At 45.6% G+C, this 25,941-nt stretch carries 22 protein-coding genes and 1 pseudogene; 18 read left to right on the top strand and 5 right to left on the bottom strand.

Going from position 1 to position 25,941, the window contains the following annotated elements; translation table 11 throughout:
* Positions 1–9: 9 nt before the first annotated feature.
* The gene (gene fabA, locus AKN87_RS03230) at positions 10–525 is read right to left on the bottom strand and encodes a 3-hydroxyacyl-[acyl-carrier-protein] dehydratase FabA (protein WP_053099598.1); all 516 of its coding nucleotides are present in this window, start codon (positions 523–525) and stop codon (positions 10–12) included.
* Positions 526–757: 232 nt separating this feature from the next.
* Here fabA and AKN87_RS03225 point away from each other — a divergent pair, with 232 nt between their 5' ends.
* The 9 genes and pseudogenes from AKN87_RS03225 to AKN87_RS03175 all read left to right on the top strand — a co-directional run bounded on the left by AKN87_RS03225 (position 758) and on the right by AKN87_RS03175 (position 11,432).
* Positions 758–1,435 carry a tRNA-uridine aminocarboxypropyltransferase gene (locus AKN87_RS03225; protein WP_053102451.1) on the top strand — a complete coding sequence of 226 codons (678 nt, stop codon included), beginning with the start codon at positions 758–760 and terminating at the stop codon, positions 1,433–1,435.
* Between the two features lie 42 nt (positions 1,436–1,477).
* Entirely contained in the window at positions 1,478–4,993 is a 3,516-nt protein-coding gene (dnaE, locus tag AKN87_RS03220) for a DNA polymerase III subunit alpha (protein ID WP_053102450.1), read from the top strand.
* Positions 4,994–5,078: 85 nt separating this feature from the next.
* Positions 5,079–6,029 (top strand): acetyl-CoA carboxylase carboxyl transferase subunit alpha, encoded by a 951-nt coding sequence (gene accA / locus AKN87_RS03215; RefSeq protein WP_053099596.1) that lies wholly within the window; start codon positions 5,079–5,081, stop codon positions 6,027–6,029.
* Positions 6,030–6,040: 11 nt separating this feature from the next.
* A complete protein-coding gene (gene tilS, locus AKN87_RS03210; RefSeq protein ID WP_053102449.1) occupies positions 6,041–7,348 on the top strand; it encodes a tRNA lysidine(34) synthetase TilS in 1,308 nt (435 codons plus the stop codon).
* Positions 7,349–7,361: 13 nt separating this feature from the next.
* Positions 7,362–7,811, top strand: a complete 450-nt coding sequence (locus AKN87_RS03205; RefSeq protein WP_053099594.1) for a YcgN family cysteine cluster protein — start codon at positions 7,362–7,364, stop codon at positions 7,809–7,811.
* A gap of 15 nt (positions 7,812–7,826) precedes the next feature.
* Positions 7,827–8,387, top strand: a complete 561-nt coding sequence (locus AKN87_RS03200) for a peptidylprolyl isomerase (RefSeq protein WP_053099593.1) — start codon at positions 7,827–7,829, stop codon at positions 8,385–8,387.
* A gap of 253 nt (positions 8,388–8,640) precedes the next feature.
* Positions 8,641–9,006, top strand: coding sequence for a hypothetical protein (locus tag AKN87_RS03195; protein ID WP_053101864.1), 366 nt, complete (start codon positions 8,641–8,643; stop codon positions 9,004–9,006).
* A gap of 101 nt (positions 9,007–9,107) precedes the next feature.
* Positions 9,108–10,275: pseudogene (locus AKN87_RS12415) on the top strand (IS1182 family transposase); the annotation flags it as partial.
* Positions 10,276–10,347: 72 nt separating this feature from the next.
* A protein-coding gene (locus tag AKN87_RS03175; RefSeq protein ID WP_096335113.1) for an IS3 family transposase occupies positions 10,348–11,432 on the top strand; the annotation gives its coding sequence in 2 pieces (ribosomal slippage) (positions 10,348–10,609 and positions 10,609–11,432; 1,086 coding nt in all).
* 265 nt (positions 11,433–11,697) lie between these two features.
* Here AKN87_RS03175 and AKN87_RS03170 read toward each other — a convergent pair.
* Positions 11,698–12,534: a M15 family metallopeptidase gene (locus AKN87_RS03170; protein WP_053102445.1), complete on the bottom strand. Its 837-nt coding sequence runs from the start codon at positions 12,532–12,534 to the stop codon at positions 11,698–11,700.
* A gap of 100 nt (positions 12,535–12,634) precedes the next feature.
* On the opposite strand from AKN87_RS03170, the gene AKN87_RS03165 reads away from it, so the two are divergent.
* On the top strand, positions 12,635–13,312 hold the full coding sequence (locus tag AKN87_RS03165) for a hypothetical protein (RefSeq protein WP_053102444.1): 678 nt from the start codon (positions 12,635–12,637) through the stop codon (positions 13,310–13,312).
* A gap of 40 nt (positions 13,313–13,352) precedes the next feature.
* Here the strand turns inward: AKN87_RS03165 and icmH are convergent, their stop codons facing one another.
* The 3 genes from icmH to tssJ are packed head-to-tail and all read right to left on the bottom strand — an operon-like array spanning position 13,353 to position 16,148.
* Positions 13,353–14,099 (bottom strand): type IVB secretion system protein IcmH/DotU, encoded by a 747-nt coding sequence (gene icmH / locus AKN87_RS03160; RefSeq protein ID WP_053102443.1) that lies wholly within the window; start codon positions 14,097–14,099, stop codon positions 13,353–13,355.
* On the bottom strand, positions 14,096–15,439 hold the full coding sequence (gene tssK, locus AKN87_RS03155) for a type VI secretion system baseplate subunit TssK (protein WP_080995492.1): 1,344 nt from the start codon (positions 15,437–15,439) through the stop codon (positions 14,096–14,098). Before tssK ends, icmH begins: the two co-directional genes overlap by 4 nt.
* A 28-nt stretch (positions 15,440–15,467) precedes the next feature.
* On the bottom strand, positions 15,468–16,148 hold the full coding sequence (gene tssJ / locus AKN87_RS03150) for a type VI secretion system lipoprotein TssJ (protein WP_053102442.1): 681 nt from the start codon (positions 16,146–16,148) through the stop codon (positions 15,468–15,470).
* Positions 16,149–16,472: 324 nt separating this feature from the next.
* Here tssJ and AKN87_RS03145 point away from each other — a divergent pair, with 324 nt between their 5' ends.
* From AKN87_RS03145 to tssH, 8 genes are all read left to right on the top strand, one after another.
* Complete coding sequence (locus AKN87_RS03145; protein WP_053102441.1) at positions 16,473–17,105, top strand: tetratricopeptide repeat protein; 633 nt, start codon at positions 16,473–16,475, stop codon at positions 17,103–17,105.
* A gap of 37 nt (positions 17,106–17,142) precedes the next feature.
* Positions 17,143–17,658 carry a type VI secretion system contractile sheath small subunit gene (gene tssB, locus AKN87_RS03140; protein WP_053102440.1) on the top strand — a complete coding sequence of 172 codons (516 nt, stop codon included), beginning with the start codon at positions 17,143–17,145 and terminating at the stop codon, positions 17,656–17,658.
* On the top strand, positions 17,655–19,142 hold the full coding sequence (gene tssC / locus AKN87_RS03135; protein WP_053102439.1) for a type VI secretion system contractile sheath large subunit: 1,488 nt from the start codon (positions 17,655–17,657) through the stop codon (positions 19,140–19,142). Before tssB ends, tssC begins: the two co-directional genes overlap by 4 nt.
* 102 nt (positions 19,143–19,244) lie before the next feature.
* Positions 19,245–19,748: an Hcp family type VI secretion system effector gene (locus tag AKN87_RS03130; RefSeq protein ID WP_053102438.1), complete on the top strand. Its 504-nt coding sequence runs from the start codon at positions 19,245–19,247 to the stop codon at positions 19,746–19,748.
* 98 nt (positions 19,749–19,846) lie between these two features.
* Positions 19,847–20,314 (top strand): type VI secretion system baseplate subunit TssE, encoded by a 468-nt coding sequence (gene tssE / locus AKN87_RS03125; RefSeq protein ID WP_199533074.1) that lies wholly within the window; start codon positions 19,847–19,849, stop codon positions 20,312–20,314.
* Positions 20,315–20,380: 66 nt separating this feature from the next.
* Positions 20,381–22,219 carry a type VI secretion system baseplate subunit TssF gene (gene tssF / locus AKN87_RS03120; RefSeq protein ID WP_053102436.1) on the top strand — a complete coding sequence of 613 codons (1,839 nt, stop codon included), beginning with the start codon at positions 20,381–20,383 and terminating at the stop codon, positions 22,217–22,219.
* A complete protein-coding gene (gene tssG / locus AKN87_RS03115) occupies positions 22,183–23,244 on the top strand; it encodes a type VI secretion system baseplate subunit TssG (RefSeq protein ID WP_053102435.1) in 1,062 nt (353 codons plus the stop codon). Before tssF ends, tssG begins: the two co-directional genes overlap by 37 nt.
* A gap of 26 nt (positions 23,245–23,270) precedes the next feature.
* Positions 23,271–25,922 carry a type VI secretion system ATPase TssH gene (tssH, locus tag AKN87_RS03110; protein ID WP_199533078.1) on the top strand — a complete coding sequence of 884 codons (2,652 nt, stop codon included), beginning with the start codon at positions 23,271–23,273 and terminating at the stop codon, positions 25,920–25,922.
* Positions 25,923–25,941: the final 19 nt, after the last annotated feature.

Raw genomic sequence — 25,941 nt, 5'->3', positions numbered from 1 at the left:
ATGGCATCCTTAGAAGTTATCGGTAGAGGTAAATAAACCAACGCGTAAACCGTCGGCACTGTAAATTTCACGGCCATCAACGCTCACTGAGCCATCAGCAATGGCTAGAATAAGTGAGCTATTAATGGTGCGTTTGATATCGATTTTATAGGTAAGCTTTTTTGCCGTTGGCAGTACTTGGCCGAAAAACTTGACCTCTTTCGAGCCTAACGCTCGGCCACGGCCAGGATTACCTAACCAGCCTAAAAAGAAGCCAACTAATTGCCACATGGCATCGAGTCCAAGGCAACCTGGCATGACTGGATCACCTTTAAAGTGGCAATCAAAAAACCACAGGTCAGGGGTAATATCCAGTTCGGCAATGATTTCTCCTTTACCGTATTTACCGCCAGTTTCACTGATATGCACGATACGATCCATCATCAGCATGTTGGGTGCGGGCAATTGCGCATTACCTGCTCCGAAGAGCTCTCCACGGCTGCACTGCAGCAATTCTTCGTAGGTAAAGGCGTTTTGTTTTGTCATGCGGGTTCCTCAAGTGCCTATGGCTGTATGGCAAATCAAATGTTTAGCGGTAGAGTATAATGCTTCTGCGGCAAAAGTTTTTCAGCTAGTCGCTGAGTGACTCGCCCTTTAGCAGCGGCTATTGTTCATGCCCGATGCAAAATACTCAATTAGATAAAGGGTGAGACCTAAGCAGCGACTCAAAAGTCACAGCTGATTGTAAGACAATCTAAAATAATATGCAGTGTGTTATATGAGAAAAAGACCTAGGTGTGAGCGCTGTGCCCGTCCTGTTGCCTATTGCTTGTGCGCACAGATCCCGCAACTCGCTAGCCAAACCAAGGTGTTAATTTTGCAGCATCACAGCGAGCAGTCCCATGCTTTAAATACCGCGCGCCTAGCGTATTTAGGGCTATGTAATGCAGAGTTGTGGGTCGGTGAGCACTTTGAAACGCTGGCTACTTACTTAGCGCAACAGGCGCTGCATTATCGTCCCGTACTGCTCTATCCCAATGATTCAGCCCAGGTGCTGCTGCCTTATGTTGTCGAGCACCCGCTCCAGCAACAGGCTGAAACAATTAGTAATGAAGTGCCTGGAGCAGCCGCTGAAAAACCTTATTTGTTGGTGGTGCCCGATGGCACCTGGAAAAAAGCCCGTAAATTGATCTATCTCAATTCTAGCTTAGCGCAGTTGCCAACCGTTACCTTAGCCTCACCACCGGCTTCTGAGTATCGCTTGCGGGCAGCCAAAGAAGCCAATGCTTTATCAACCATTGAAGCCATTACTGTTGCGTTAAATACACTGGAGCAACCGCAGCGGTTTGATGCCTTGTTGCGACCCTTTAACTGCTTAATTGAGCAGCAAATTAGCGCTATGGGTGAGCAACGTTATCAGCAAAACTATCTGCAAGCTAAGAACAGCTCGCGCTAAATCAGTTAAACTAACCAGCGATTTATCTTATCTAGGCTAGCTATGAACCCTTCATTTATTCATCTTCGTTTGCACAGTGAATTTTCTTTAGTCGATGGTTTAGTGCGGATTAAACCCTTGATGGACGCCCTGACGCAGATGAATATGCCAGCGGTGGCGATCACCGATCAGAGCAACATGTGCTCGCTGGTGAAGTTTTATCGTAGTGCAATGGGTAAGGGGATTAAGCCCATTATTGGTGCCGATATTTGGTTGGCGGCTGAGGAGCGTGATCAATCTGCAACGCGGTTAACGCTGCTGGCCATGAATAATCAGGGCTATCGTAACCTGACCGAAATTGTTTCTTTAGGCTATACCCAAGGCCAGCATCTAGGCCAGATGCTGGTGCAAAAAGAGTGGGTAGTGGCTAATAGTGAAGGATTAATTGCGTTATGCGGAGCTAAAGAAGGTGAAATTGGGCGCGCCCTATTGCAGCGCAACAGTGATAAAGCTAAACAGTTGGCGAGTTTTTGGCAGAGCACTTTTCCTGAGCGTTTTTATCTTGAGTTACAACGCACCCAACGCCCTGGTGATGAAGAACATGTGCAACAGGCAATTCAGTTAGCAGCGGCGCTTGAGCTGCCGGTGGTGGCAACTAATGATGTTCGTTTTTTAGTCCAAGAAGACTACGAGGCCCATGAAACACGGGTATGTATCGGAGAAGGGCGGATTTTAGATGACCCTAGACGGCCACGTAACTACTCTGATCAGCAATATTTAAAAACACCTGAGCAAATGGCTCAGCTATTTCAGGATATCCCTGAAGCGCTGGCCAATACCGTAGAAATTGCTAAGCGCTGTAACGTTGAAGTGCGCTTAGGTCAGCACTTTTTGCCCGACTTTCCGGTGCCAGAAGGCATGACCATTGATGATTACTTACGCCATGTGTCCTTTGAGGGATTAGAAGAGCGGCTCTCTGTGAGCTTGCCAACAGACACTGAGGATTATGCAGCGAAACGGCAAGTTTATGTTGATCGGCTAACCTTCGAGCTGGATATTATTATTCAGATGGGCTTTCCCGGTTATTTTTTAATCGTCATGGACTTTATTAAGTGGGCGAAAAATAACGGCGTGCCGGTAGGCCCTGGCCGGGGTTCGGGGGCGGGAAGCTTAGTGGCTTACGTGCTGCATATTACTGACCTTGATCCATTGCAGTATGACCTGCTGTTTGAGCGTTTCTTAAACCCCGAGCGGGTGTCGATGCCCGACTTTGACGTCGACTTCTGCATGGATGGTCGTGACCGGGTGATTGAGTACGTGGCCAATGCTTACGGCCGTGATGCTGTTAGCCAGATTATTACCTTTGGCACCATGGCCGCCAAAGCGGTGGTGCGCGATGTGGCGCGCGTGCAAGGTAAGCCGTATTCACTGGGCGATCGGTTATCCAAAATGATCCCCTTTGAAGTGGGGATGACTTTAAATAAAGCCTTTGAGATGGAAGAGTCGCTGCGTGATTTTGTGACCCATGATGAAGAGGCTAAAGAAATCTGGGAAATGGCGCTCAAGCTTGAAGGGGTAACCCGAGGCACCGGTAAACACGCCGGTGGGGTGGTGATTGCGCCTACGGTGTTAACCGACTTTTCTCCGGTAGCCTGTGATGAAGATGGCAGCGGCCTAGTTACTCAGTTTGATAAAGATGACGTAGAAGCTGCAGGGCTAGTGAAGTTTGACTTCTTGGGACTGCGAACCCTCACCATTATCAAGTGGGCGCTAGAAACCATTAACCGTGACCGTGCCGCCTTGGGTGAAGAACCCTTGGTGATTGATTTTATTCCTCTAGACGATAAACCCACCTATCAGTTATTGCAGCGAGCTGAAACCACCGCGGTGTTCCAGTTGGAATCACGGGGGATGAAAGAGCTGATTAAAAAGCTCAAGCCCGACTGTTTAGAAGACTTAATTGCGTTGGTGGCGTTGTTCCGTCCTGGTCCTTTGCAGTCGGGCATGGTCGATGACTTTATTAACCGTAAGCACGGCCGCGCCGAATTAGCCTATCCGCACCCTGATTATCAGTATGCCGGGCTTGAGCCGGTGCTGGAGCCGACCTACGGGATTATTTTGTATCAAGAGCAAGTGATGCAAATTGCCCAGGTGATGGCTGGTTATAGCCTCGGTGAGGCGGACATGTTGCGGCGGGCGATGGGTAAGAAAAAGCCCGAAGAAATGGCCAAGCAGCGCGGCGGTTTTATTGAAGGGTGTGCACGTAACAATATTGATGCTGATTTGGCCGGTAATATCTTTGATCTGGTGGAAAAGTTTGCCGGTTATGGTTTTAACAAGTCGCACTCGGCGGCTTATGGGCTGGTGTCTTATCAAACAGCGTGGCTGAAAACCCATTACCCACCGCAGTTTATGGCAGCAGTCTTGTCGGCCGATATGCATAACACCGATAAGGTGGTGACGCTGATTGAAGAGTGTCGCAGTATGCAGCTGAATCTGTTGCCCCCTGATGTCAATAGCTCAGATTATAAGTTTACCGTCGATGAGCAACAGCAAGTGGTCTATGGCTTAGGGGCGATTAAGGGGGTGGGTGAAGGTCCGGTTGAGGCAATTATTGAAGGGCGTGGAGCGACAGACTTTAAAGACCTGTTTGATTTTTGTGCGCGGATTGATTTAAAGCGGGTTAATAAACGCACCCTCGATGCCTTGGTTCGTTCTGGCGCCTTTGATCGATTAGGGCCGTTATTTGATGAGAACTTTGAGCGCTATAAACCGCAAATTGATGCTAATCGGGCGATTTTATTGCAGTCCATGGACGAGGCGATTCAGGCCGCTGAGCAAACCGTACGCGATCGAGACAGTGGTCATATGGATTTATTTGGCGGTGTGTTTGCCGAGCCTGAGGTGAATCCTTATCAAAAATACTTACAGGCACGCCCCCTAAGCATGAAAGAGCGCCTCAAAGGTGAAAAAGACACTTTAGGGGTTTATCTCACCGGCCATCCAATTGATGAGTACGAAGTTGAGGTGCGGCGTTTTGCCAAGCAAAAAATCAGTGATTTGAATCCTTCGCGCGAGCCGCAAACCATTGCTGGATTGATTGTGAATTTACGGGTGATGCGCAATAAGCGGGGCGATAAAATGGGCTTTATCACCCTTGATGATCGCTCCGGGCGAATCGAGGCTTCCTTATTTGCCGATGCCTTTAGTCAGGCAGAAACCTTATTGCAAACCGATGCGTTAGTGGTGGTTAAGGGGGTGGTTAGTCACGATGATTTTTCTGGTGGATTACGCTTTCGGGTTAATGAAGTGTATAGCTTAGAGCAAGCCCGAACTAATTTAGCCAGCAGTTTACAGTTGCGCTTAGATTATCGGCTGCCACCCAAGCAGTTACAGCAAATTCAGCAGCACTTACAACAGCACAGAGGCGCTTGCTTAGTCACAATTGACTATAGTACGCCGGGGGCAAAGGCGTTACTGTCGTTAGCAGACGCGTGGCAAGTTGCGCCGAACGATACGCTGATTCAGTCGCTACGTGACTTACTTGGTGAGGATAACGTCTTTTTAGATTATCGCTGACATTCGTTGCGCAATCTTTTACAGTAAAACCTTTTAATTAGTCAGCTTCCGACCCATGGGTCGTAGCAGCAAGATGGATAACTAGATGAACCCAAATTTTCTAGATTTTGAACAGCCGATTGCCGATCTACAGGCTAAGATCGAAGAGCTTCGCCTCGTGGGCAATGACAATGAGCTAAATATTGGTGAGGAGATCTCTCGCCTAGAAGAGAAAAGTAAATCACTGACCAAAAATATTTTCTCCGATCTAAGCAGCTGGCAGATTGCGCGTTTAGCGCGTCATCCGCAGCGTCCTTATACCTTGGATTATATTGAGCATATTTTTACCGAGTTTGAAGAGCTGCATGGCGATCGTCACTTTGCTGATGACGCGGCCATTGTCGGTGGCTTAGCACGGTTAGAGGGCATTCCGGTGATGGTCATTGGCCATCAAAAAGGCCGTGAAGTTCGCGAGAAAGTGCGCCGCAACTTTGGTATGCCGCGTCCTGAAGGCTACCGTAAGGCTTGCCGTTTAATGGAAATGGCTGAGCGCTTTAAGTTACCGATCATTACCTTTATTGATACGCCAGGCGCTTACCCAGGAATTGATGCTGAAGAGCGTGGCCAAAGTGAAGCCATTGCTTGGAACCTGCGGGTGATGTCGCGCCTAAAAACGCCGATTATCTCTACCGTAATCGGTGAGGGTGGATCAGGTGGTGCGTTGGCGATTGGGGTGTGTGATCGTTTGAATATGCTGGAGTATTCAACCTACTCGGTGATTTCACCCGAAGGTTGCGCATCGATCTTATGGAAAACGGCTGATAAAGCAGCTGATGCGGCTGAAGCGATGGGCGTCACTGCCGAGCGTTTAAAAGGCTTAGGGATTGTCGATAAGGTGATTGATGAACCACTGGGTGGTGCGCACCGTGATTACCAGCAAATGGCGAGTGATGTTAAACAGCAGTTATTAGCGCAGTTACGTGAGCTACAAGGTCTCGAAACAGAGGCTTTGTTAGCCCAACGCTACGAGCGCTTAATGAGCTACGGCATCGCCTAGTTGCTGCTTGTATGTCGTTAGTCAGCTTGGTGCGCCAGCAGCTTGAGCCTTGGCTAACGGCTAAGCGCTGGGTCATCGCTTTTTCTGGCGGGGTCGACTCAGTGGCCTTACTGAGTGCGGTGGCGGCGATACGCCAGCAACAGCCTACGCCACCGCTGGTGGCGCTGCATATTCATCATGGGTTGCAGGCAACAGCGGAGGCTTGGCCGGTGTTTTGCCAGCAGCTGGCCACAGCGTTAGGCGTTGAGTTTAGCTGGCGCCAAGTGCAAGTTGATCAGCGTCTAGCGAGTATTGAGCAAGCGGCCCGTGACGCACGCTACCGTGGCTTTAGTGAGTTTATTCAGCCAGGTGAGTTATTACTAACCGGGCATCATCTCGATGATCAAGCGGAAACGGTTTTATTTCGCGCCTTACGCGGATCAGGAGTTCTAGGGCTAGCGGCCATGCCAGTGCAGCGGCCCTTAGCAGCGGGCCAGTTAGTGCGGCCGTTATTGCAAGTGAGCAAACAGCAGCTGGAGCATTATGTACGTGCTAAAGGCTTGTCTTGGGTGGAAGATCCTAGCAATCTAAGTGATAGCTATGATCGAAACTTTATTCGCAATCAGGTTGTGCCGCTGTTAACTCAGCGCTGGCCTCAGGCTACCCAGAGTTTGGCACGGGTGGCGCAACACAGTGCTGAAGCCCAGCAGTTATTAGATGAGCTGGCAGCACAAGATCTGCAGCAAGCGCAGTTAGCGCCAGTATTTAGCTGGTTATCCCTTCCAAGTTTAGACTTAACCATTATTCAGCAATTATCCACGGCGCGGCAAAAAAATCTGCTGCGCTATTGGTTGCGTGATTTCAGTTTGATGCCTGATGCCGCGCACTGGCAAGGTTGGTTTGACTTACGTGATGCGCAGCCAGATAAAAATCCGTTGTGGCGTTTAGCCGGTGGGCAAGTGCAGCGTTATCAGCAACGCTTGTATTGGTTGTCCAATGCGTGGTTGCAGGCAGCGCCGTTTCGATCTTTTGATCTAGGTCAGCAGACTGAATGGACGACCTCTCAAGGATTAGTACAGCTGACAGGAGTTACCCCGTTAGCGCGGCCGCAGTTCAGGATTAGCACGCGTCAAGGCGGGGAGCGTTTGCAGTTAGCAGGGCGTGGTCAGCGTGATTTAAAGCGCTTGTTGCAAGAAGTGCAGTTACCTAGTTTTTTACGTGATAGGATTCCACTGCTTTGGCATCAGCAGCAGTTAGTGGCGGTGGCCAATTTTCCGCAGTTAACCGCTGTCGGTTTTGAACCCCTTGAGTTTTGCTGGCAACCTTGGCCAGTGTTTTAGTTAGAGAGTAACCATGGCAGCAATTGTCACGCCATTTTGGCAGCGTAAAACCATGCAAGAGATGACCACAGAAGAGTGGGAGTCTTTGTGTGATGGGTGTGGGCTTTGTTGCTTGCAAAAGCTTGAAGATGAAGAAGATGGCGATATTTATTACACCAATATTGCCTGTAAATTATTAGATCTAGACAGCTGTCAGTGTACCAATTACGCCGAGCGTAAAACCTTTGTTCCCGACTGTATTCAACTGACACCGGCCCAGGTGGATGACTTTAAATGGTTGCCAAAAACCTGTGCCTATCGACTAGTGGCTGAGGGCAAAGATTTGCCAGTCTGGCATCATCTGGTGTGTGAAAACACTGATGCGGTGCATGTTGAGCGCATTTCTTACAGTGGTCGCATGGTCAGTGAGTTAAGCGTGGCCGAAGATGATTGGGAACAGCATTTAATTTTTAAAAGTAGTTAATTTAGGATACTTACCATGTTAAAAAAAATAACCGTTTTAGCGTCCGCTGCTTTATTTTCAGCCCAGTTATTGGCGGCTGATTTTCCTAAGGTGATGCTAACCACCAGTGCCGGTGAGATTGAGCTTGAGTTAAATGATGAAAAAGCACCGATCAGTGTGGCGAACTTTTTAACCTATGTGGATGAAGGCAAATACAACGAGACGATTTTTCATCGCGTGATTCCTAATTTTATGATTCAAGGCGGTGGTTTTGACGCCAATATGCAGCAACAAGCGACCCATGCGCCGATTAAAAATGAAGCGGATAATGGTTTAAAAAATGAGCGCGGCAGCATTGCCATGGCTCGCACTCAGGTAGTGGACTCAGCTACTTCGCAGTTTTTTATTAACCACGCCAATAATGATTTTTTAAATAACGGTGCCCGTGATTTTGGTTATGCGGTGTTTGGTAAAGTGACCAAGGGAATGGATGTGGTAGATAAAATCGCCCAGGTTCCGACCCGTAGCTTTGGTATGAACCGCGATGTGCCAGTTGAGCCGGTGATCATTTTAAAAGCCGAGCGGGTAGCTAAGTAAACCCTAGGCTTGGGGCTGTTTGTTGGTTTGATTGATCACAACAGCCCAACTAACTCCGATAAGATTCAAGCTAAGTGATGGTTGCGAATGCGCTATAGAAAACTGTAAAGGACTTGATAAGCTGCATCAGAAGAGTAATCATTCAAAAATTGCTCGTCGGAACAATTATTTTCAATACACTACGCTGTTAGCTGGGTTTAAGGCTCACCTAGCTCAGGCTGGTTATACACTGTTAAACAAGGGGGAGAGGGGTATGCATCCGGTGCTTCAAAAAACTCTGGGCGGGTTGTCTCGTGAATACTATGTACGGCAGTTTCTGTTTGGTCTTATCTTTCCAGTTATTATTTTTCTTCCTCGTGGAGTAGAAAACTGGTCTCTGGCTTTATTACCCTTAGCGCTGATATCAATTGTAAATACGTTTCTATACCCCTATGCTCGATTCGTCTATGAGAGCGTTGTGAGTTTTATTTTTGGAAACAATGTGTTTGTGATGCCTGCTGTTATCTTATTATTCATCAAGTTGATGACAATGCTGCTCTGCTGGTCATTAGCGATCTTCATTGCCCCGCTTGGCCTTGCGTATCTTTATTACCATCACTCTAAAGCGGGCTCACAATAATAAGTGCTTACTCTCAGACTGCTGACAAACCCCTCGTTCCCATCGAGGGGTTTGTTTTTTATACTGGGCACACATCTGCTGCAGGAGTTGTACAGTGTTACGTGATCGCCCCCCAGTCCGAACTCGAATTTGTCTGTATTGACGAGCTGGTTCCTTCAGACCATTTACTACGCAAAGTAGATCGTCATATCGATTTCTCGTTTATTCATGATCTGGTCAAAGACTTGTACTGCGCGAACAACGGTCGCCCAGCGCTGGATCCAACCCTACTGTTTAAACTGCTGCTTATAGGCTATTTATTCGGTATTCGTAGTGAACGTCAGTTGATCCGTGAGGTTCATGTCAATGTAGCCTACCGCTGGTTTCTCGGTTTAAACCTGACCGACAAAGTCCCTGATACCAGCACCCTTAGTCAGAACCGTCGCCGCTTTAATGACTCGGATATCTACCAGCAATTTTTTGATGAAATCGTCTTGCAGGCGATGCAGCGTAAGTTGGTATCCGGCACGGTACTGTATACCGATTCAACCCACCTGAAAGCCAATGCTAATAAGGGGAAATGGGTCAAAGCACACGCCGTTTCAGAGCGGCAAGCCTATATGGATAAGTTGGATCAGACGATCGATGAGGATCGCCTAGCCCACGGAAAAAGCCCTTGCCGCCGCCATCGAGCGAACCTCAGGTGCGGACAATCAAACAAAGTAAGACCGATCCTGAAAGCGGCTTTATGACTCGGGATAACAAACCCAAAGGCTTCTTCTATCTTGACCATCGTACGGTGGATACCAAAGCCAATACCATTACCGATGTGCATGTCACGGCGGGTAACGTCCACGACGCAGTACCCTATTTGGCTAGATTGGAGCGGCAGACACAGCGTTTTGGCTTTAACGTCCAGTATGTTGGTCTGGATGCAGGCTATCACACCACAGCCATCAGCAAGGGGCTGGAAGATAAGGGGGTAAAAGCTGTGTTTGGCTATCGGCGACCAATCCATCGCCAAGGGTACTTGCGTAAACGTAAGTTCATCTATATCGCCGAAACAGACCAGTATGTGTGCCCACAAGGACAGGCTTTGATTTACAGTACAACCAACTGGGAAGGGTATCGCCACTATGTATCTGATCCGGCTGTGTGCCGACAATGCCCGCTGCTTTAGAGAACGGCAGGATGCCAATCGGCTGACGCCTTGGGGTAAGGCCATCTATCAGAGGCGCAAAGAAACAGTAGAGCGATGCCAAAGAACTGCATCAATACCGCTATGCGCGGTTGTAATCCCCCCTCAAAACCACGGAGGCTATTTGTAGAAAATTCCATTAATATGAACTCAAGGAGTTTTCTATGCGTAAATCAAAATTCACTGAGAGCCAGATTATGGCAATTCTCAAACAAAATGAGGCTGGAGTTCCAGTCCCTGAGCTATGCCGTGAGCATGGTATTAGCTCAGCTTCGTTCTACAAGTGGCGCTCAAAATATGGTGGCATGGACACTTCGCTCATGAAGCGCATGAAAGAGCTTGAAGAAGAGAACCGTCGGCTCAAAAAAATGTATGCGGAAGAGCGCCTTAAAGCTGAGATTCGATTGGAAGCTCTTGAGGGGAAGCTCTAAAGCCATCCCTGCGCAAGGAGATGGCGAGAGAGGCGATAATCAAACATGCCATCAGCATTCGCCTTGCTTGCAGCTGTCTAGGTATTAGCGAGAGCTGTTTTTACTATCAAAGCAAGCTTAATGCTGAGAACGAGCAGATTGCTGATTGGCTGCTTCGATTAACCGACAATAAAAAGCGCTGGGGATTTGGCCTATGCTTCTTGTACCTGCGTAATGTCAAAGGTTTTAAATGGAACCATAAGCGCGTTTACCGCATTTACTGTGAGCTGGAGCTGAACTTGCGTATCAAACCCAGAAAACGCATCAAGCGAAATAAGCCTGACGCGCTGTGCGTTCCAACGACTATTAACGATGTCTGGTCAATGGATTTTATGTCAGACAGTTTAGCCAGTGGCCGCAGCATCAGAACCTTTAATGTCATCGATGATTTTAATCGCGAATGCTTGGCTATAGATGTTGATTTATCTTTGCCTAGCGCACGAGTTATTCGATCGTTAGAGCAAGTCATTGAGTGGCGCGGTAAGCCAAACGCAATACGTTGTGACAATGGCCCTGAGTACATCTCTGAAACAATAAAGGACTGGGCTAAAGAGCAGCAAATTACCATGCAGTATATTCAACCAGGCAAACCGACACAGAATGCTTATGTTGAGCGTTTTAACCGAACAGTGCGTCATGAATGGTTAGATTTAAACATCTTTGACAGCATTGAACAGGCTCAAGAACTTGCTACACAATGGCTTTGGACTTATAACAACGAACGCCCTCACACTGCTATCGGAGGAGTACCGCCACGGCAATTATTACAGGCAGCTTAAATTCTAAAAATGAGCACTGTGGAAAATGGGGGGATTACAGTTCGTTGTAGGTAGCTGTCCCAGCTCCATAAATGGTACGAGGATCACCCACGCCCACCGCATTGCATCAACGATACAGATGCCTATTTAACAGGTTATCGATACCAGCAGTGAAGGGCAGCTGATCATTAAGTGCATAGTGTGTACCAACCCTCACTAATGCGTAAGGCGACAGTCTGATAAAGTCAGGTCTTATTGTTTATACCGTAGAGCCATATAGGCAAAGTTAGCGCTTACGTAGCTCCACATGCCCAAGGTCCTTAATAGTTTTCCAGCTACCTCCCCAGACAAGACCTACTTCTTGTGCTGTTTTTCCATAAAGCTGGTAGCCGCGCATAGCCCATGGATCTTTTTCTGAGATAACTAATTTACCATTACGATAAAAGGCACTGTCAGCAGCTAGGCCGTACTGGTGATAGCTCTGACCTGCCCGAGCATTCGTTATATGCCCACCTTGGTTAGCTAAGTAATTTTGTCGTTCTGGACTACGATAACCTTCAATCATAACCATGTGGTAGCCATATTTTTCTTGCATAATTTTAAACACAGTAAGTAATCTTTGGCGAAATTCAGGATTAAGATCATCCCAATTACGGTTAGCCAAATTTAGTGCTAGGTTTGGTTTCACAAGTTCCACTTCTGCGGTAATGAACACATCAGGTGGTAATGGTGGTGGGGGGGCTAGTTGTTCACCTTTTATAAGTGAGGCAATTAAATTAGCTGTATCGGTATCTAAGTTAATAGTGGCTCTATACTCCTCAAGAGTAATGTTGTTTCTAGTAAATAGAATAAGGATAGAAGGTGAAGCTAAAATTATACTAAGAACAGCTATAGTGCTTAGGTTTGCTTTGATATAGTTACTTTTACTGTTTGACAACCCATTAGGTTGAAGCAGTTTTTTTTTATTTGACTGAACAGCTGGAAAGAAAATCTTGTTTTTAATACGTATCCACACTGAATATACTTTGAAAAATATGGTATCCCTTTTTTCAGGAAAAAAGAGATACCATAATAGAGCTAATGTAAAGCATATTTGGATAATCCAAATCAGGAGTAAAGCCATTGCTAGAGGTGTTCCTCAATCTTGTGGGGCTGGAATATAGTACAATACTTTTATGAACTTTATTTTTTTAATAGTACTTTGGCGTGTGGAGTATTAGGGTGTGAATAAAGACTTGTCAAAAACCCCTAGTTTATTGATAGACTCTGAAAAAAATAAGCAAAGTCTTATCGATGAGGTTGCAGTAAAAGATAGCTTCGACGATGTGGCTGTTGAGCGTCATCGCCCTATTCGGCTGATTTTTTTTGGGGCGTTTTTTCTTATTCTTTTCTTTTTATTGAGTAAATTACTTGTCTGGAATAAGGGGGAAGTTTCTGGCGGAGCAGAGGAGATTGCTTTATTTTCGAGCTCTCATTTACCTGAATCTGAGCGGAGCACTGCAAGTATAGCCTCTACTCTTTTGCAGGGGCCGGAAAGAAAGATTACTAAGAGCATGAATACGGAGCTTGTGTTAGTCGAGTTGATACCTAAAAGAGAGACGGAGTTGTTTCAGAAGCCAGTTAAGAGAGATTCTTATTCTCAGGTTGAGCAGGTAGAAACTACGCAAGAATTGCTTACAGAAGAAAGCTTGTTAGCGGAGCTTTTAGAGTTTGTTAGGCAGAAGGAACCTGAGATCAGGCCTAGTGAAAATGTACTTAAAGCAAAAAAATATGAGCATATCAGGGATTTGGCTGAATGCCCAGCTGCAAATACTAAAGCGGGCATGTTGTGTAGGCGGCAACTATGCTTAGTTATGGCCGATGAGATAGCTGAATGTGCGAAAGCATCTGAGGGTAGCTAAGTTGCTTTAACTTCAATATTTTAAATGAGGTGCAACATCTTTACGGGAGTGTTATATGAACTCTAGCAATTTTGCTGGGCGTTTGTATTATATTTTCATAAGCGGCTAATTGTTGCTCGGTGATGTTTCGCATGGTTAAACTTAGAAAAAAATAGCTTATAAAGCAAATGACTCCTAGTAAGATGGTGGCTGCCCAGATCGGTAAATTTCGTCTTAATTTGTGGCTAACTGTATCGGGTCTTTGCCAGTGAGGGGCAAAAGCTGAGCGATTGCCCTTTAAATAGATAAGTTCGTCACCTAGGCGAGCTTTTAGATAATGTAGTTTTTCTGTTCCTTCAATAAAATATTTACCTTTAAAGCCTAGTAGTAAACAAAAATGGTAGACTTCCAGTGCGGGTAATCGCGAAGCGCCTTGTGCGCGCAACTCTTCTAAATGAGTAAAGAAATTCTCCCCAGCTAGGTGGTCGCCAAATGATATAAGTTGTAATGGATTGCAGCCCCATTCCTCTTTAAAACTGCAATCGGAATGAAGAATGGTTTCATCTACAGTGGCGCAGAAAGCATATTTTGTTGCATGTATATCTTGATATTCAAAGCCTTGCTTAAGGGCCTTTTTTTCAAACTCCTGAAGAAAACTCTGTACAGCCTCTAAGAAAGGCTGCATTGTTTTCGGCGTTTGGCCTTGCTTGATTAAAAGCAGCATGTAAAACCCATCGAACATTAAGTCAGTTAAGTTATGCTTGATAGTTTCAGTAGCGTTCTGGGTGGTGGCATAGAGCATATTCATGGGGTGATCGCCATTAGTTCAATTTCTAGATTAGGGATGCCTTTCGGCGCATAAATAGTAATAGCATTCGCCTGAAGCAGGCGCTCATATAGTGTGCCGGAGGTTTCAAGTAAAAAATAAGTGCTTTTGGGTTTAACAGGAATTGCAGCTGGAATTTGTGTGGCGTGTGTTAAACGAATGCCAGGCAAGGCAGAGAGCACAATGTTTTCAACATCCTCAGGTGAGCCAATTTTAAGGAGTTGCGGAATTTTTTCTATGAGTTCGGTTGCAGAAAGGTCTGCTTGAATCGCTAGGTATACAGCGATGCCTTTACTTAATAATTGTGCTTCGAGGTTTCCAGTATAATAAGAAGGCTTATTTTCTTTTAAACTAATGACCATATAATTCTCAGAAAAAACTGTATTAATTTGAGAGTTAATAATCTTAAAGAGTTTATCAAAGCTTATGTTTGGCTGTTCGTGTTGATAAGTAGGCAAGTCTTGTAGTGTGTAAGTGGTGCTGAAAGACAGTAGCGCTCCCGCGATGCGTGATAATTCAATATGTAGTTGCTCTGGCGTAGCGCTAGGATGGCGGTAAAAGTGGTTGAGAGTTGCAAAGGCAGCATTAATAGAGTGTAACAACCAAAAAGAAGCCATATCTCCTGAACGAAATTCAACGATACTTTCATTGGGCCTGCTGAACAAAGCATACAGTATATCTGCTCGAGCTTGAAGAGCGTCTAATAAAGCTCTTAACTGTGAAAGTAGATGCTCAGAAGCGCTCAAGTTTATAAGGGGGGGGATAAAAGTGTTTTCAAATTCGAAATTTCCGGTGCTTGTTCGCTTTAAGCGTGCTAATGGTACCGTTACGTAAGCATCCAGAGGTTGTTCGCTAGTGACTAGGCGTACCGCCTTATAAAGAAATGCAACATCTGCATTGGCTGCCTCTGAAAAGGTGTCGCTAATTGATAAGTTATTTACGACATAACGAGAAGATAGGTCAGCTGGATCATTAGTACAGTTTCGACCGTGATCTTTAAGTAATGGTAGCGCAAGATAGATTGTTGTTTTTTGGGTGCCGCTAGGTAGTTTGTCTAAAGATAAGGGACTTGGTAATTCGTCTTTATATGGTGCGCTGTAGAGTTCGCCATCAGGGAATACAACAGAAAGCTCAACGGCTCTTAAGCTTCCAGAGTTTAAACTGTTTAAATCAAAGCGAGCAGAGCGTAATCCCCATAGGAAGGGCTGTATAATGCGACTAACCTCATGCAGCCTCGTTTCGTGATAGGCGTCTTGTTGTTGGAAATGTTGTGGGCACAGAAAAAGTCCTTCTCCCCAAAATGGTTTTGAATGCTGATTCACTTAAGTGTTGCCTCGTAATAAATAAAGTTTATCGTGATTGATCTAATTGCTGTTGTAAAGACGGCAGGCCGTTATCTGCGCATTTGTCCATAGAAATTAGGTGTGCAGGCGCAGAAAGAGTATTAATAAGTAGGCCAGAGTTTGAGCTAAGTGAGCAAGCATGCACTCCCAGTTGGATGCCCGACTTGATTGAAGAGCGAATATTGTAAGTAAAGCGCCAGCGTTGAGGAGAGGGGTGCCTGAAAAGAGCTACGAAACTTATGTAGTGTGCCTCAGTAGGTAATAGTACTGTTGCCTCGTAGAACTGTCCTGGCATTAGGATGGCTTCTCGTTGCATTATGAGGGTGTCTTCTAGCGCATGCTCTATAGTTTCATTATTTAGAAATGCTTCGAAAGGAAGTGATTCAAACGCTTCGGGAGAAGTCAGCAAATATGTTTTGAGCACCAGTGGTAAAGATTCTTTTTCCTTGCCGGCATTTAAGTTCTTAGCGGTGAAAATTTGTAAATTAAACCTATTAGATTTTTTTAGAGGTGACTTTCCAATTCCGATTTTTTCTAGGGCTCGCGAGAAGAGCTTAGCCTCGTTTTCGGTGGTGGGGAGTTCAGTTGTAGAGAGAGTTACTGCTGAGTTTGGTGCTGGTTTGATGGAGCATGCGGTTGAGAGGAGTGTCAAAGTTGCTAGTTTTAGTATTAGTGATAGGGTTCTCATAATATAAACGTCCTTGTTGTTCTGGGAGAGGTTGTGTTATATGTCGGTGTTTCACGTGATTATACTAGCTCACTTTATATTTGTTGCAGCATAATTCATCGGTAGTTTGGATGAGTTAGCGATCTAAATCAAGGCAGTGGCTAGGTAAGCGGCTGAGGTTCGCAAGCAATGAAGCATTTATATCTTTCTTATACCTTGTAAAGTTTTTATATTTAGTAGATGTTGTTAAGTCTATGCATTATGCTGGATGACATTGCTTTGCTTTATCATTATTGAGACTTTCAGTATCATCGACTGGCTATTTAATGAGGGATGAGTATTGTTATGGTTCAAAAAAACGTAGGGCGGTTATGCGCTTTGTTTGTGTGTACCCTATTAGGGATCTCTGGCTGCGCTAGTAAATCAGGCTGGAAGGAAAGCTATGAAAGTGCAATGAGCAATGCTCAAGCTAAAGAGGACATTAAAGACTTCCAAGAAGCTAAAGAAAGCTATCTTAAAGCTACAGAAGTCAATCCTATTAGGGCTGAGCCTTGGGTGCGTCTGGCGGGTATAGAGTTTTCCCGCGGGAATTATGGGCAAGCTATCGTGATGGCTAGTGAGGCGTTAGAAAGAGAACCTAGTGATACTGACAGTAAACAGGAAGTAGAAGCAATTCTTGTTGCGTCTGGTTTGCGTGTCACTATAAGCGGGCTTGAGCGTTTGCATGATGGTAGTGGTTTGCAAGGAACCACTAAGGATGATGCAAAAGTGTTGGCTGAAAAAATTCGAGCGATCTTAGGTGAAGATGTTGTTACTCTTGAAGTGAAAGCTTTGCCAACTAAAAAGAGCCGCATTCCTAGACGATCTGCAGTCAGCTCTAAAAAAGCGGCCGTACAGCGTAAAATTGAGCCATCACAAAAACAGGCTGAAGGTGCAGCCAACTATTCGAATCCATTTGAGTTCTTGCCTCAAAACTAACTTACATAACAAGGAAGAAATACATAGGAGATTTAAAATGGCGAAAAAGGAAAGCACTCAGAAGCGCTTGCAAAAGGTACGGCCGCCTAGGGTGCAAATCACTTACGATGTTGAAGTGGGTGATGCAATAGAGCAAAAAGAACTCCCTTTTGTTGTAGGGGTGCTGGGAGATTTTAGTGGCAATCCCGAGCAACCATTGCCGCGATTGCGAGATAGAAAGTTTGTCAATATTGATCCTGATGACTTCAATGAAGTAATGAAGGGCATGACCCCGCGTGCTGCGTACAAGGTTAAAAACACCTTAACAGGCGAGGGAGAGATAAAGGTAGAGCTAAGCTTTGAGTCAATCGAAGACTTTTCCCCTGAAGCTGTTGTGCAACAAGTTGAGCCGTTGCGTAAATTACAAGAAGCAAGAAGTAAATTGGCAGATTTACGTAATAAAATGGCAGGTAGTGAAAAGCTAGAAGATATCTTAAATGAAGTGTTGGTTAATACCGAGAAGCTTCAGCAGTTGACTGCAGAGGTTGAGCAGCAAAATGGAGAAGAGGAATGAGCACGCAAACGACTGAAACGAATGCTGTCTTAGAACCCGCTCAAGAAAGTGGTCTGCTTGATGAAATTGTTGAAAATAGTCGTGTAGCTAAAAGTGATGCGGAGCGTGAGCGTGCAAAAGATATCATTTCTGTTCTTGCACGTGAGGTGCTAGAAGGTTCGGTGGCAGTATCCGACAATTTAAGCCGCACACTTGACGCAAGGATTGCAGAGTTAGATCGACTGATTTCTAGCCAACTTAATGAAGTGATGCACGCACCTGAATTCCAAAAGTTAGAGTCAAGCTGGAGAGGTTTGAAATATCTTGTTGATCAAACCTCAACAGGAACTATGCTTAAAATCAAAGTGCTGAATGCAACAAAACAAGAGTTAAATAAAGATTTTCGTTCAGCACTTGAATTTGATCAAAGCTCTGTATTTAAAAAAATCTATGAAGAAGAATTCGGCACCTTTGGTGGGGCACCATTTGGTGCTCTATTAGGTGATTATGATATTGGTCGCCAGCCAGAAGACATGTACTTTATTGAACAAATGTCTCATGTTGCTGCTGCGGCTCATGCTCCCTTTATTAGTGCTGCAGATCCAAGCTTTTTAGGTCTAGAGACTTTTACAGATCTGGGTAAGCCACGTGATTTAGCTAAAGTGTTCGATACTGTTGAGTATGCTAAGTGGAAGTCGTTTCGTGACACTGAAGATAGTCGCTACGTAGCCTTAACATTACCCCGTTTTTTGGGGCGTTTACCTTACGATCCAGTGGATGGCTTGGCTACAGAAGGCTTTAATTTCGTTGAGGATGTGGATGGTACTGATCACTCTAAATATCTTTGGTGTAACACCGCATATGCTTTTGGGGCTCGTTTAACCAACGCTTTTGCTGATTTTGGATGGTGCGCAGCTATACGTGGTGTGGAGGGTGGTGGTTTGGTTGAGGGGCTACCAGCGCACACTTTCCGTACTGATGATGGCGAGGTTGCTCTTAAATGCCCAACCGAAGTTGCTATTACGGATCGCCGAGAAAAGGAATTAAGCGACTTAGGTTTTATTCCTTTGGTGCACTGTAAAGATACGGATTATGCTGCTTTTTTTGGTGCCCAGTCAGTACAAAAGCCCCGCCAATATAATACAGACTCTGCTAATGCGAACGCTGAACTATCAGCACAGTTACAGTATATTTTCGCTGTATCGCGTGTGGCTCATTATTTAAAGGCAATGATGCGAGATAAGATAGGCAGTTTTGCTTCTGCATCTAATGTTGAGGCTTTCTTAAATAACTGGATTGCTCAATATGTTTTGCTTGACGATAACGCGACACAAGAAGCTAAAGCACAATTCCCATTGCGTGAAGCTGAAATTCAAGTAACAGAAGTGCCAGGACGCCCTGGGGTTTATCGTGCAGTTGCGTTCCTGCAGCCACATTACCAGCTCAATGAGCTTTCTGTCTCACTGCGCTTGGTTGCGGATTTGCCAGCGTCTGCTAAAGGATAATATCCGAAAGCATTGGCAAATGTGCTGTCAATTATGACTAGCACTTATGGGGGTGACGTAGGTTACCACTGACTAAAATATCTTTCTTTATAAGGAATGATAATGAAAGACATATATGTAAAATTTGATGGCCCAAACATTAAAGGTGAGTCTAATGATAAAGATCATGCTGGCTGGATAGAGGTAAACTCTTGGTCGCATGCTATTTCTCAACCTAAATCTGCTACATCAAGCTCTGCTGGTGGTCATACTGCAGAACGTTGTGAGCATGAGGATATGGTATTTGAGAAGGAGTTAGATTTAGTTAGCCCACAGCTATATCAAGCATGCTCAAGTGGTCAAACCTTTAAAGAGATCACTATCGATTTTATGCGTGCAGACGGTGACGGTGCACGTGTGAAGTATCTCGAAGTGAAGCTAAAAAACGCTATTATCTCTAGTGTTGCGCCTGCAGTTGAGGGTGAAGGGCTTCCCGTTGAAAAATTCGGCTTAAAGTATGCTGCTATTCAATGGAAATACACGCAGCAGAAGAGCGAGGGTGGTTCTGGTGGTACAGCACAAGGTGCTTGGAGCTTGACCAAGAACGACAAAACGTTCACAGCCTAAGTTCTATTATAAGGTGCTGACGCTGTCAGCGCCTTATTTTAGTATTCAAAAAAGCAATCTAAAACGGACAGGACAGTATGCGAGGTGTAGAGCCGAGTTTGTTAGATAAATTGTTTGATGATGATATCAAACATGTTAAAAAAGATATTTTTAAGCGTTTATCTATAGAAGAATTCAAAGAGTCTGTTGCTAGGGATATTGAAAGCTTATTGAATAATCGCTGTGTGCACGATGAAAGAATACTCGAAAACTATCCTGAGTGTCAGAGGTCTTTAATAACTTATGGTATACACGATTTTTCTAATTTAAGTCTTGCGAGTTCTTTCGATCGAGATTATATGTGCCGCTCTTTAGAGCAGGCGCTTGCACGTCATGAGAGAAGATTGAAAGAGGTGCGCGTTGATTTACAACAAGATTTGCAGTCTGCCGGTGCATTACGTTTCTCCATCAACGCACTATTACTCATGCATCCGTCGCACGAGCCAATCAGTTTTGACGCAGTGCTTCAGCCAACGACGCTGCAATATTCCATCAGTAGAGGACGTCGGGCCACGGCTAGCAACTGAGACTGGGTTGCGCCTAAGTTAAATTGTTACTGCCGTTTTTTTGATTTTATTGATTGAGTGTGCCTCATGGAAGATTTACTCCCTTATTATGAACGCGAGTTAGCTTTTTTGCGTCATTATTCGCGCGATTTTGCTAAGCGCTATCCTAAAATAGCAGGGCGCCTTTTAATGGCACCAGGTACTAGTGAAGACCCGCATGTAGAGCATCTAATAGAAGCATTTGCATTAATGGGGGCTCGTATTTCCAAGAAAATCGAAGACAGTTATCCTGAGCTAACAGAATCTTTGTTAGATGTTTTATACCCGCATTATCTACGCCCTTTTCCTGCTTGTTCGATAGCCCATTTTGATTTGGGTAACACAGCAGCTAAGCTAACTTCTATAGTGCAAGTGCCTAGAGGTACTGAAGTACTGAGTCGTCCAGTCAATGGTGTTCAGTGCCGCTTTCGTACCGCTTACGATGTACAACTCTCGCCATTATTGATCTCGGCTGTGAAGTTTTTACCGATTGCTAAAGTACCAACAGCTATTTCTTTGTCTGCTCAAGCTGGGGCGCAAATAAGTGTACGTTTTTCTCTCCAAGGACAAACTGCTTCTCTGACTGCGTTGGGGCAAGAGACCATACGCTTATTTATAGATGGGGAGCCTTCGCTGTGCGCTGTTCTCCGTGATGCCTTAATGCTTAATGTTCAACAAGTATTCGTAGAGCCTGAGATAGGTAAAGACTCGTGGTTAGCCTTATCTGATAACCCATTAACTCTTGTTGGAATGTCTGAAAATGAATCATTAATAGATTTTCCGGCACGTTCACAGCCAGCTTTTAGATTGTTAACTGAATACTTTGCATTCCCAGAAAAGTTTGGTTTTTTTGATCTGGATCTCAGTAGCTTTAAAGACCGAGTGGGGCGGGAGTTTAGCCTTCATTTTATACTAAAAGATATAGCGCCAGATTCTGTTGAAGCACGGTTGATGGATGTGCTTACCAAAGATAATTTTAAACAATCTTGTAGCCCAGTGGTAAACCTTTTTTCTCAGGCTTCAGATCCTATCCATGTAAGTCAAACGAAAAGCAGTTATCCGATTGTGGCAGACTCTCGTAGAGCTTGGGCTTACGAGATTCACTCTATTGATCATGTATCTTGTATTCGTAAAACCCAAAAAGGTGATGAAGTAATTGAGTACCCACCGTTCTATTCATTGCAGCATGGTGAAGCTCCAGATGCTAATGAAAGCTATTGGGTAGCAAGGCGCAACCATGAAGTCGCACACAAGAATCCTGGATATGAAATGGAGTTATCCATGGTGGATATTGCGTTTGACCCTACCACCCCCTCTATAGAAATACTCAGTTGCGATGTAACTTGTACAAACCGTGACTTGCCTTCTCAGCTAGCTTATGGAATACAGGGAGGTGACTTAGTTATGGAAGGTGGCTCATTGGCTCGCTCTATTAGTTTATTACGCAAGCCAACTCGCTCATGGCGCTTTGATAGTGAGGGAGGGAATCAATGGCGTTTAATTTCACATATCTCTCTTAACCAAATATCTTTATTAAAAGGTGGCGTTAGCGCTTTGCGTGAAATGTTACGTCTTTATGATTTACCCCGTTCCACTACTTCAGCAAGTCAAATTGATGGCATAGTAGGATTAGAACATAGTCCAGCTACAACTTGGCTCTCAGGAAAACCATTTGGCAGCATCGTTCGTGGTGTTGAGATTCGTCTAACTATTGATGAAAGCCACTTTATCGGTAGTGGAATCTATGTGTTTACTAAGGTGTTAGAGCAGTTTTTTGCTTTATATGGCCAAGCTAATAGCTTCACACAGCTAGTATTAATTTCAAGCAATACTGAAGAGGAGCTTGTGCGATGTCCAGTGCGCAGCGGCGAATCGATCCTAGTGTAGCAAGCCGCTTGCTGAAGGAGCCATACCGTTTTCATTTTTTTCAAGCGGTGCGCGTGCTAGAGCATTTGCTTGCACATAACGGCGTGAGAAAGCAAGACATACTTTCAAAGCGATTGCGTTTTAATAACACGCTAAGCATGAGCTTTCCCGCTAGTGAAATAGAGAAGCTCGCAGCTTTTAGTAGCACAGAAGCTGTTGCCAACGATCCGAGTGAGGTGAGTACGGTAGAAATAACGCCAGCTTTTATGGGCATGCTCGGGGTGCAAGGGGTTTTGCCAGCTGGCTATACGGAAAAGCTGAGTAGCAGAGAGCTATACCAAAGAGATCCTACCGCTAGGGCTTTTCTAGATATTTTTACGAATCGCGCAGTGGCTTTATTTTATGAGGCTTGGAAAAAATATCGATTAGACATCCAATATGAGATGAATGATGAAAAACCTAGCTTGCAGTTACTGCTGGCACTGGTTGGGTTAGCATCAAAAAACTCATTACAAGGGTTAAGTACAACTAAAGGCAACGTATTTGAGCAATCACTTGCATATTATGCGGGAGTTTTCACAGAAAAACCGGTAGCAGCCAGTACTATTGAGCGAGTTTTGCAGGAGCATTTTGCTGTGCCTGTCAGAGTAGAGCAGTTTGTAGGGGCTTGGTATGACATTCCGGAAGCGCAGCGATCTAAATTGGGTGCTGCTAATGTGCAGTTGGGTAAGAGTGCATTGCTGGGGGCGCAAGTGTGGCAACGTGACTTGCGATTGCGTTTATGGATTGGCCCTATAGCCTCTTCACAGTTCAACCAATTTTTACCAGGTGCTGAGGCAGCAGAAGCCCTAAAAAAGTGGGTTACATTACTAACCGGGCTTACTCTTGAGTACCACATTCAATTAGTTTTGAAAAAAGAAAGCATACGACAGATTAGCTTGTCAGGCGAGCTTGGTACTCGCTTGGGATACGATAGCTACTTATGCTCAGAGCCAAGCAAAAAAGATCGCAAGGGCGCTAACTATTTCATTAATACGATTACTTAATAACGAGAAGGACTCACTGGATGAGTATCAATTTGAAAACCTTAATCAGTAAGCTCAACGATACTTGCCGCCGTGCCACCGAGCGTGCCGCTAACTTGTGTATGGCGCAGGGGCATTATGAGGTGGATTTAGAGCACTTATTTTTAGCGCTGTTAGAAGAGCCACAAAACGATATTGCTGTGATAGCGCGCTATAGCCGTGTGAGCCTAGAGCCCTTGGAGCAAGACCTGAACCGTGAGCTGAAAAGTTTTCGTACGGGCAATAGCCGCACCCCTGTGTTTTCTTCTCGTTTACCGGTGCTATTTAAGCAAGCGTGGTTGATTGCTTCTTTGGATAGGCAAACCACACGCATTCGTTCTGGCCACTTATTATTAGCGTTATTAACCTTGAATGATCTCGCGCAAATCGCGCGTCGTGTTTCTCCCGTGTTTGATAACTTTAATTTGCCAGAGCTCAAGCATAACTTCGCCAAAGCCACGGAGGGCTCAGCGGAAGCGAGCGAGGGCGTAGCTTTGGTTGATGACCAAGAGGCCGCTTCTAGCGAGGCCGATGCACCAGCCAAGGGCTTAAGCAAAACTCCGGCACTGGATCAGTTCACCACCAACCTAACGGAGCGTGCTCGCGAAGGTAAGATTGATCCTGTGATTGGCCGCGACCAAGAAATACGCCAGTTGATTGATATTTTAATGCGCCGCCGCCAAAACAACCCCATCCTTACAGGGGAGGCGGGTGTAGGTAAAACCGCAGTGGTAGAAGGGCTGGCACGCAAAATTGTGGCTGATGATGTGCCGCCTCCGCTGTTAGGCGTAGCGCTGCATACGCTAGATATGGGGTTATTGCAGGCTGGTGCTAGCGTTAAGGGGGAGTTTGAAAACCGCTTAAAAAACGTGATTGAAGAAGTAAAAAAATCCTCGGTGCCTATCATTTTATTTATTGATGAAGCCCACACCATCATTGGTGCCGGTGGCCAAGCGGGGCAAGGGGATGCGGCAAACCTGCTCAAACCTGCGTTGGCACGCGGTGAATTGCGCACTATTGCTGCCACCACCTGGGGCGAGTATAAAAAATACTTTGAAAAAGATGCCGCTTTAGCCCGCCGCTTTCAGGTTATTAAAGTAGAAGAACCTAGCGAAGAGCTGGCAGCTGCCATGTTGCGTGGCATGGTGCCGTTAATGGAAGCCCACTTTAATGTGCGCATTTTAGATGAAGCCATTACCGCCGCTTGTCGCTTGTCGCACCGTTATGTAGCGGGCCGCCAATTGCCTGATAAAGGGGTGAGCGTGCTTGATACTGCTTGCGCACGCGTTGCCTTGGCACAAACCTCAACCCCCGCTGTGATAGATGATGCCAACAAACAGCTTGAGCGCTTAGCTGCTGAAATAGGTGCACTCAAGCGTGAAGAAAAAGCCGGCAGTAACCACCAAGCGCGTTTGCAAGCGCTTGAGGCAGAACAGCAAGAGATTAGCGTCCAGCTTAGCGCTTATCAAGCGCAGTGGGAGCAAGAACAAGAGCTTGTGAATCGCATTAAGTCATTGCGACAAGCTATTGATAATGATGATAAAACAGATGAAGAAAAGGGAGGGGATGATCCACGCAAAGCATTGCAAGCCGCGCTTGAAGAGCTAAGCGTGCTGCAGGGGGAAACAGCCCTGATCCCTATTCAAGTGGATGCCAATGTGATTGCCGAGATTATCGCTTCGTGGACGGGTATCCCTTTAGGCAAGATGGTGAAAGATGAAATTAACACCGTGCGCCAATTAAAACCCACCTTGGCAGAGCGGGTGATCGGCCAAGATCATGCGCTTGAAGCCGTGGCACAACGCGTGCGTACAGCCAGAGCCAACCTTGAAGATCCGAACAAGCCCAAAGGGGTGTTTTTGTTTGTAGGCCCTTCTGGCGTGGGTAAAACAGAAACCGCTTTAGCCCTAGCGGATGCCTTATACGGCGGTGAGCGTAAACTGATTACCATCAACATGAGTGAATACCAAGAAGCTCATACGGTATCTAGCCTTAAAGGGGCACCTCCTGGTTATGTGGGATACGGCGAGGGCGGCGTACTGACCGAGGCCGTGCGTCGCAGCCCGTATTCCGTGGTGTTGTTGGATGAAGTGGAAAAAGCTCACCCCGATGTGCTCGAAGTATTTTTCCAAGTGTTTGATAAAGGCGTAATGGAAGACGGCGAAGGCCGTGAGATCGATTTCCGCAACACCTTGATTATTCTTACCAGTAACGTGGGCTCCTCACAGGTGATGCAAGCGTGCTTAAACAAAGCACCAGAAGAGTTACCCACCCCGGATGAACTGCACCAACTGTTAATGCCTGCTTTGCATCAAACCTTTAAAGCGGCGTTTTTAGGGCGTTTAGCACCTGTGCCTTTTTACCCTATTAGCGATGACGTGCTTGAGCAAATCATACGATTGAAATTGGATCGTATTGGGCAACGTATTGCTGCTAACCACCAAGCCAGTTTTAGCTATTCAAATGCGTTGGTAGAGGCAGTGCTAGCCCGTTGTATTGAGGTGGATTCGGGCGCGCGCAACGTAGACAACATCTTAAACGGTACCTTGTTACCTGAAGTGGCCGACACGGTATTGGCGCGCATGGCAGAGGGCGAGCCCATCGCACAGATTAAAGTGGGAGCCACCAAAAAAGGCGCATTTACTTACAACATTAAGTAGCAATACGGAACAGAGGACA

The organism is Thiopseudomonas alkaliphila (genome assembly GCF_001267175.1).
GTDB classification, from domain to species: domain Bacteria; phylum Pseudomonadota; class Gammaproteobacteria; order Pseudomonadales; family Pseudomonadaceae; genus Oblitimonas; species Oblitimonas alkaliphila.
The sequence above is the reverse complement of the archived record's forward strand: the minus strand, read 5'-3'. Positions and strand labels throughout refer to the sequence as shown.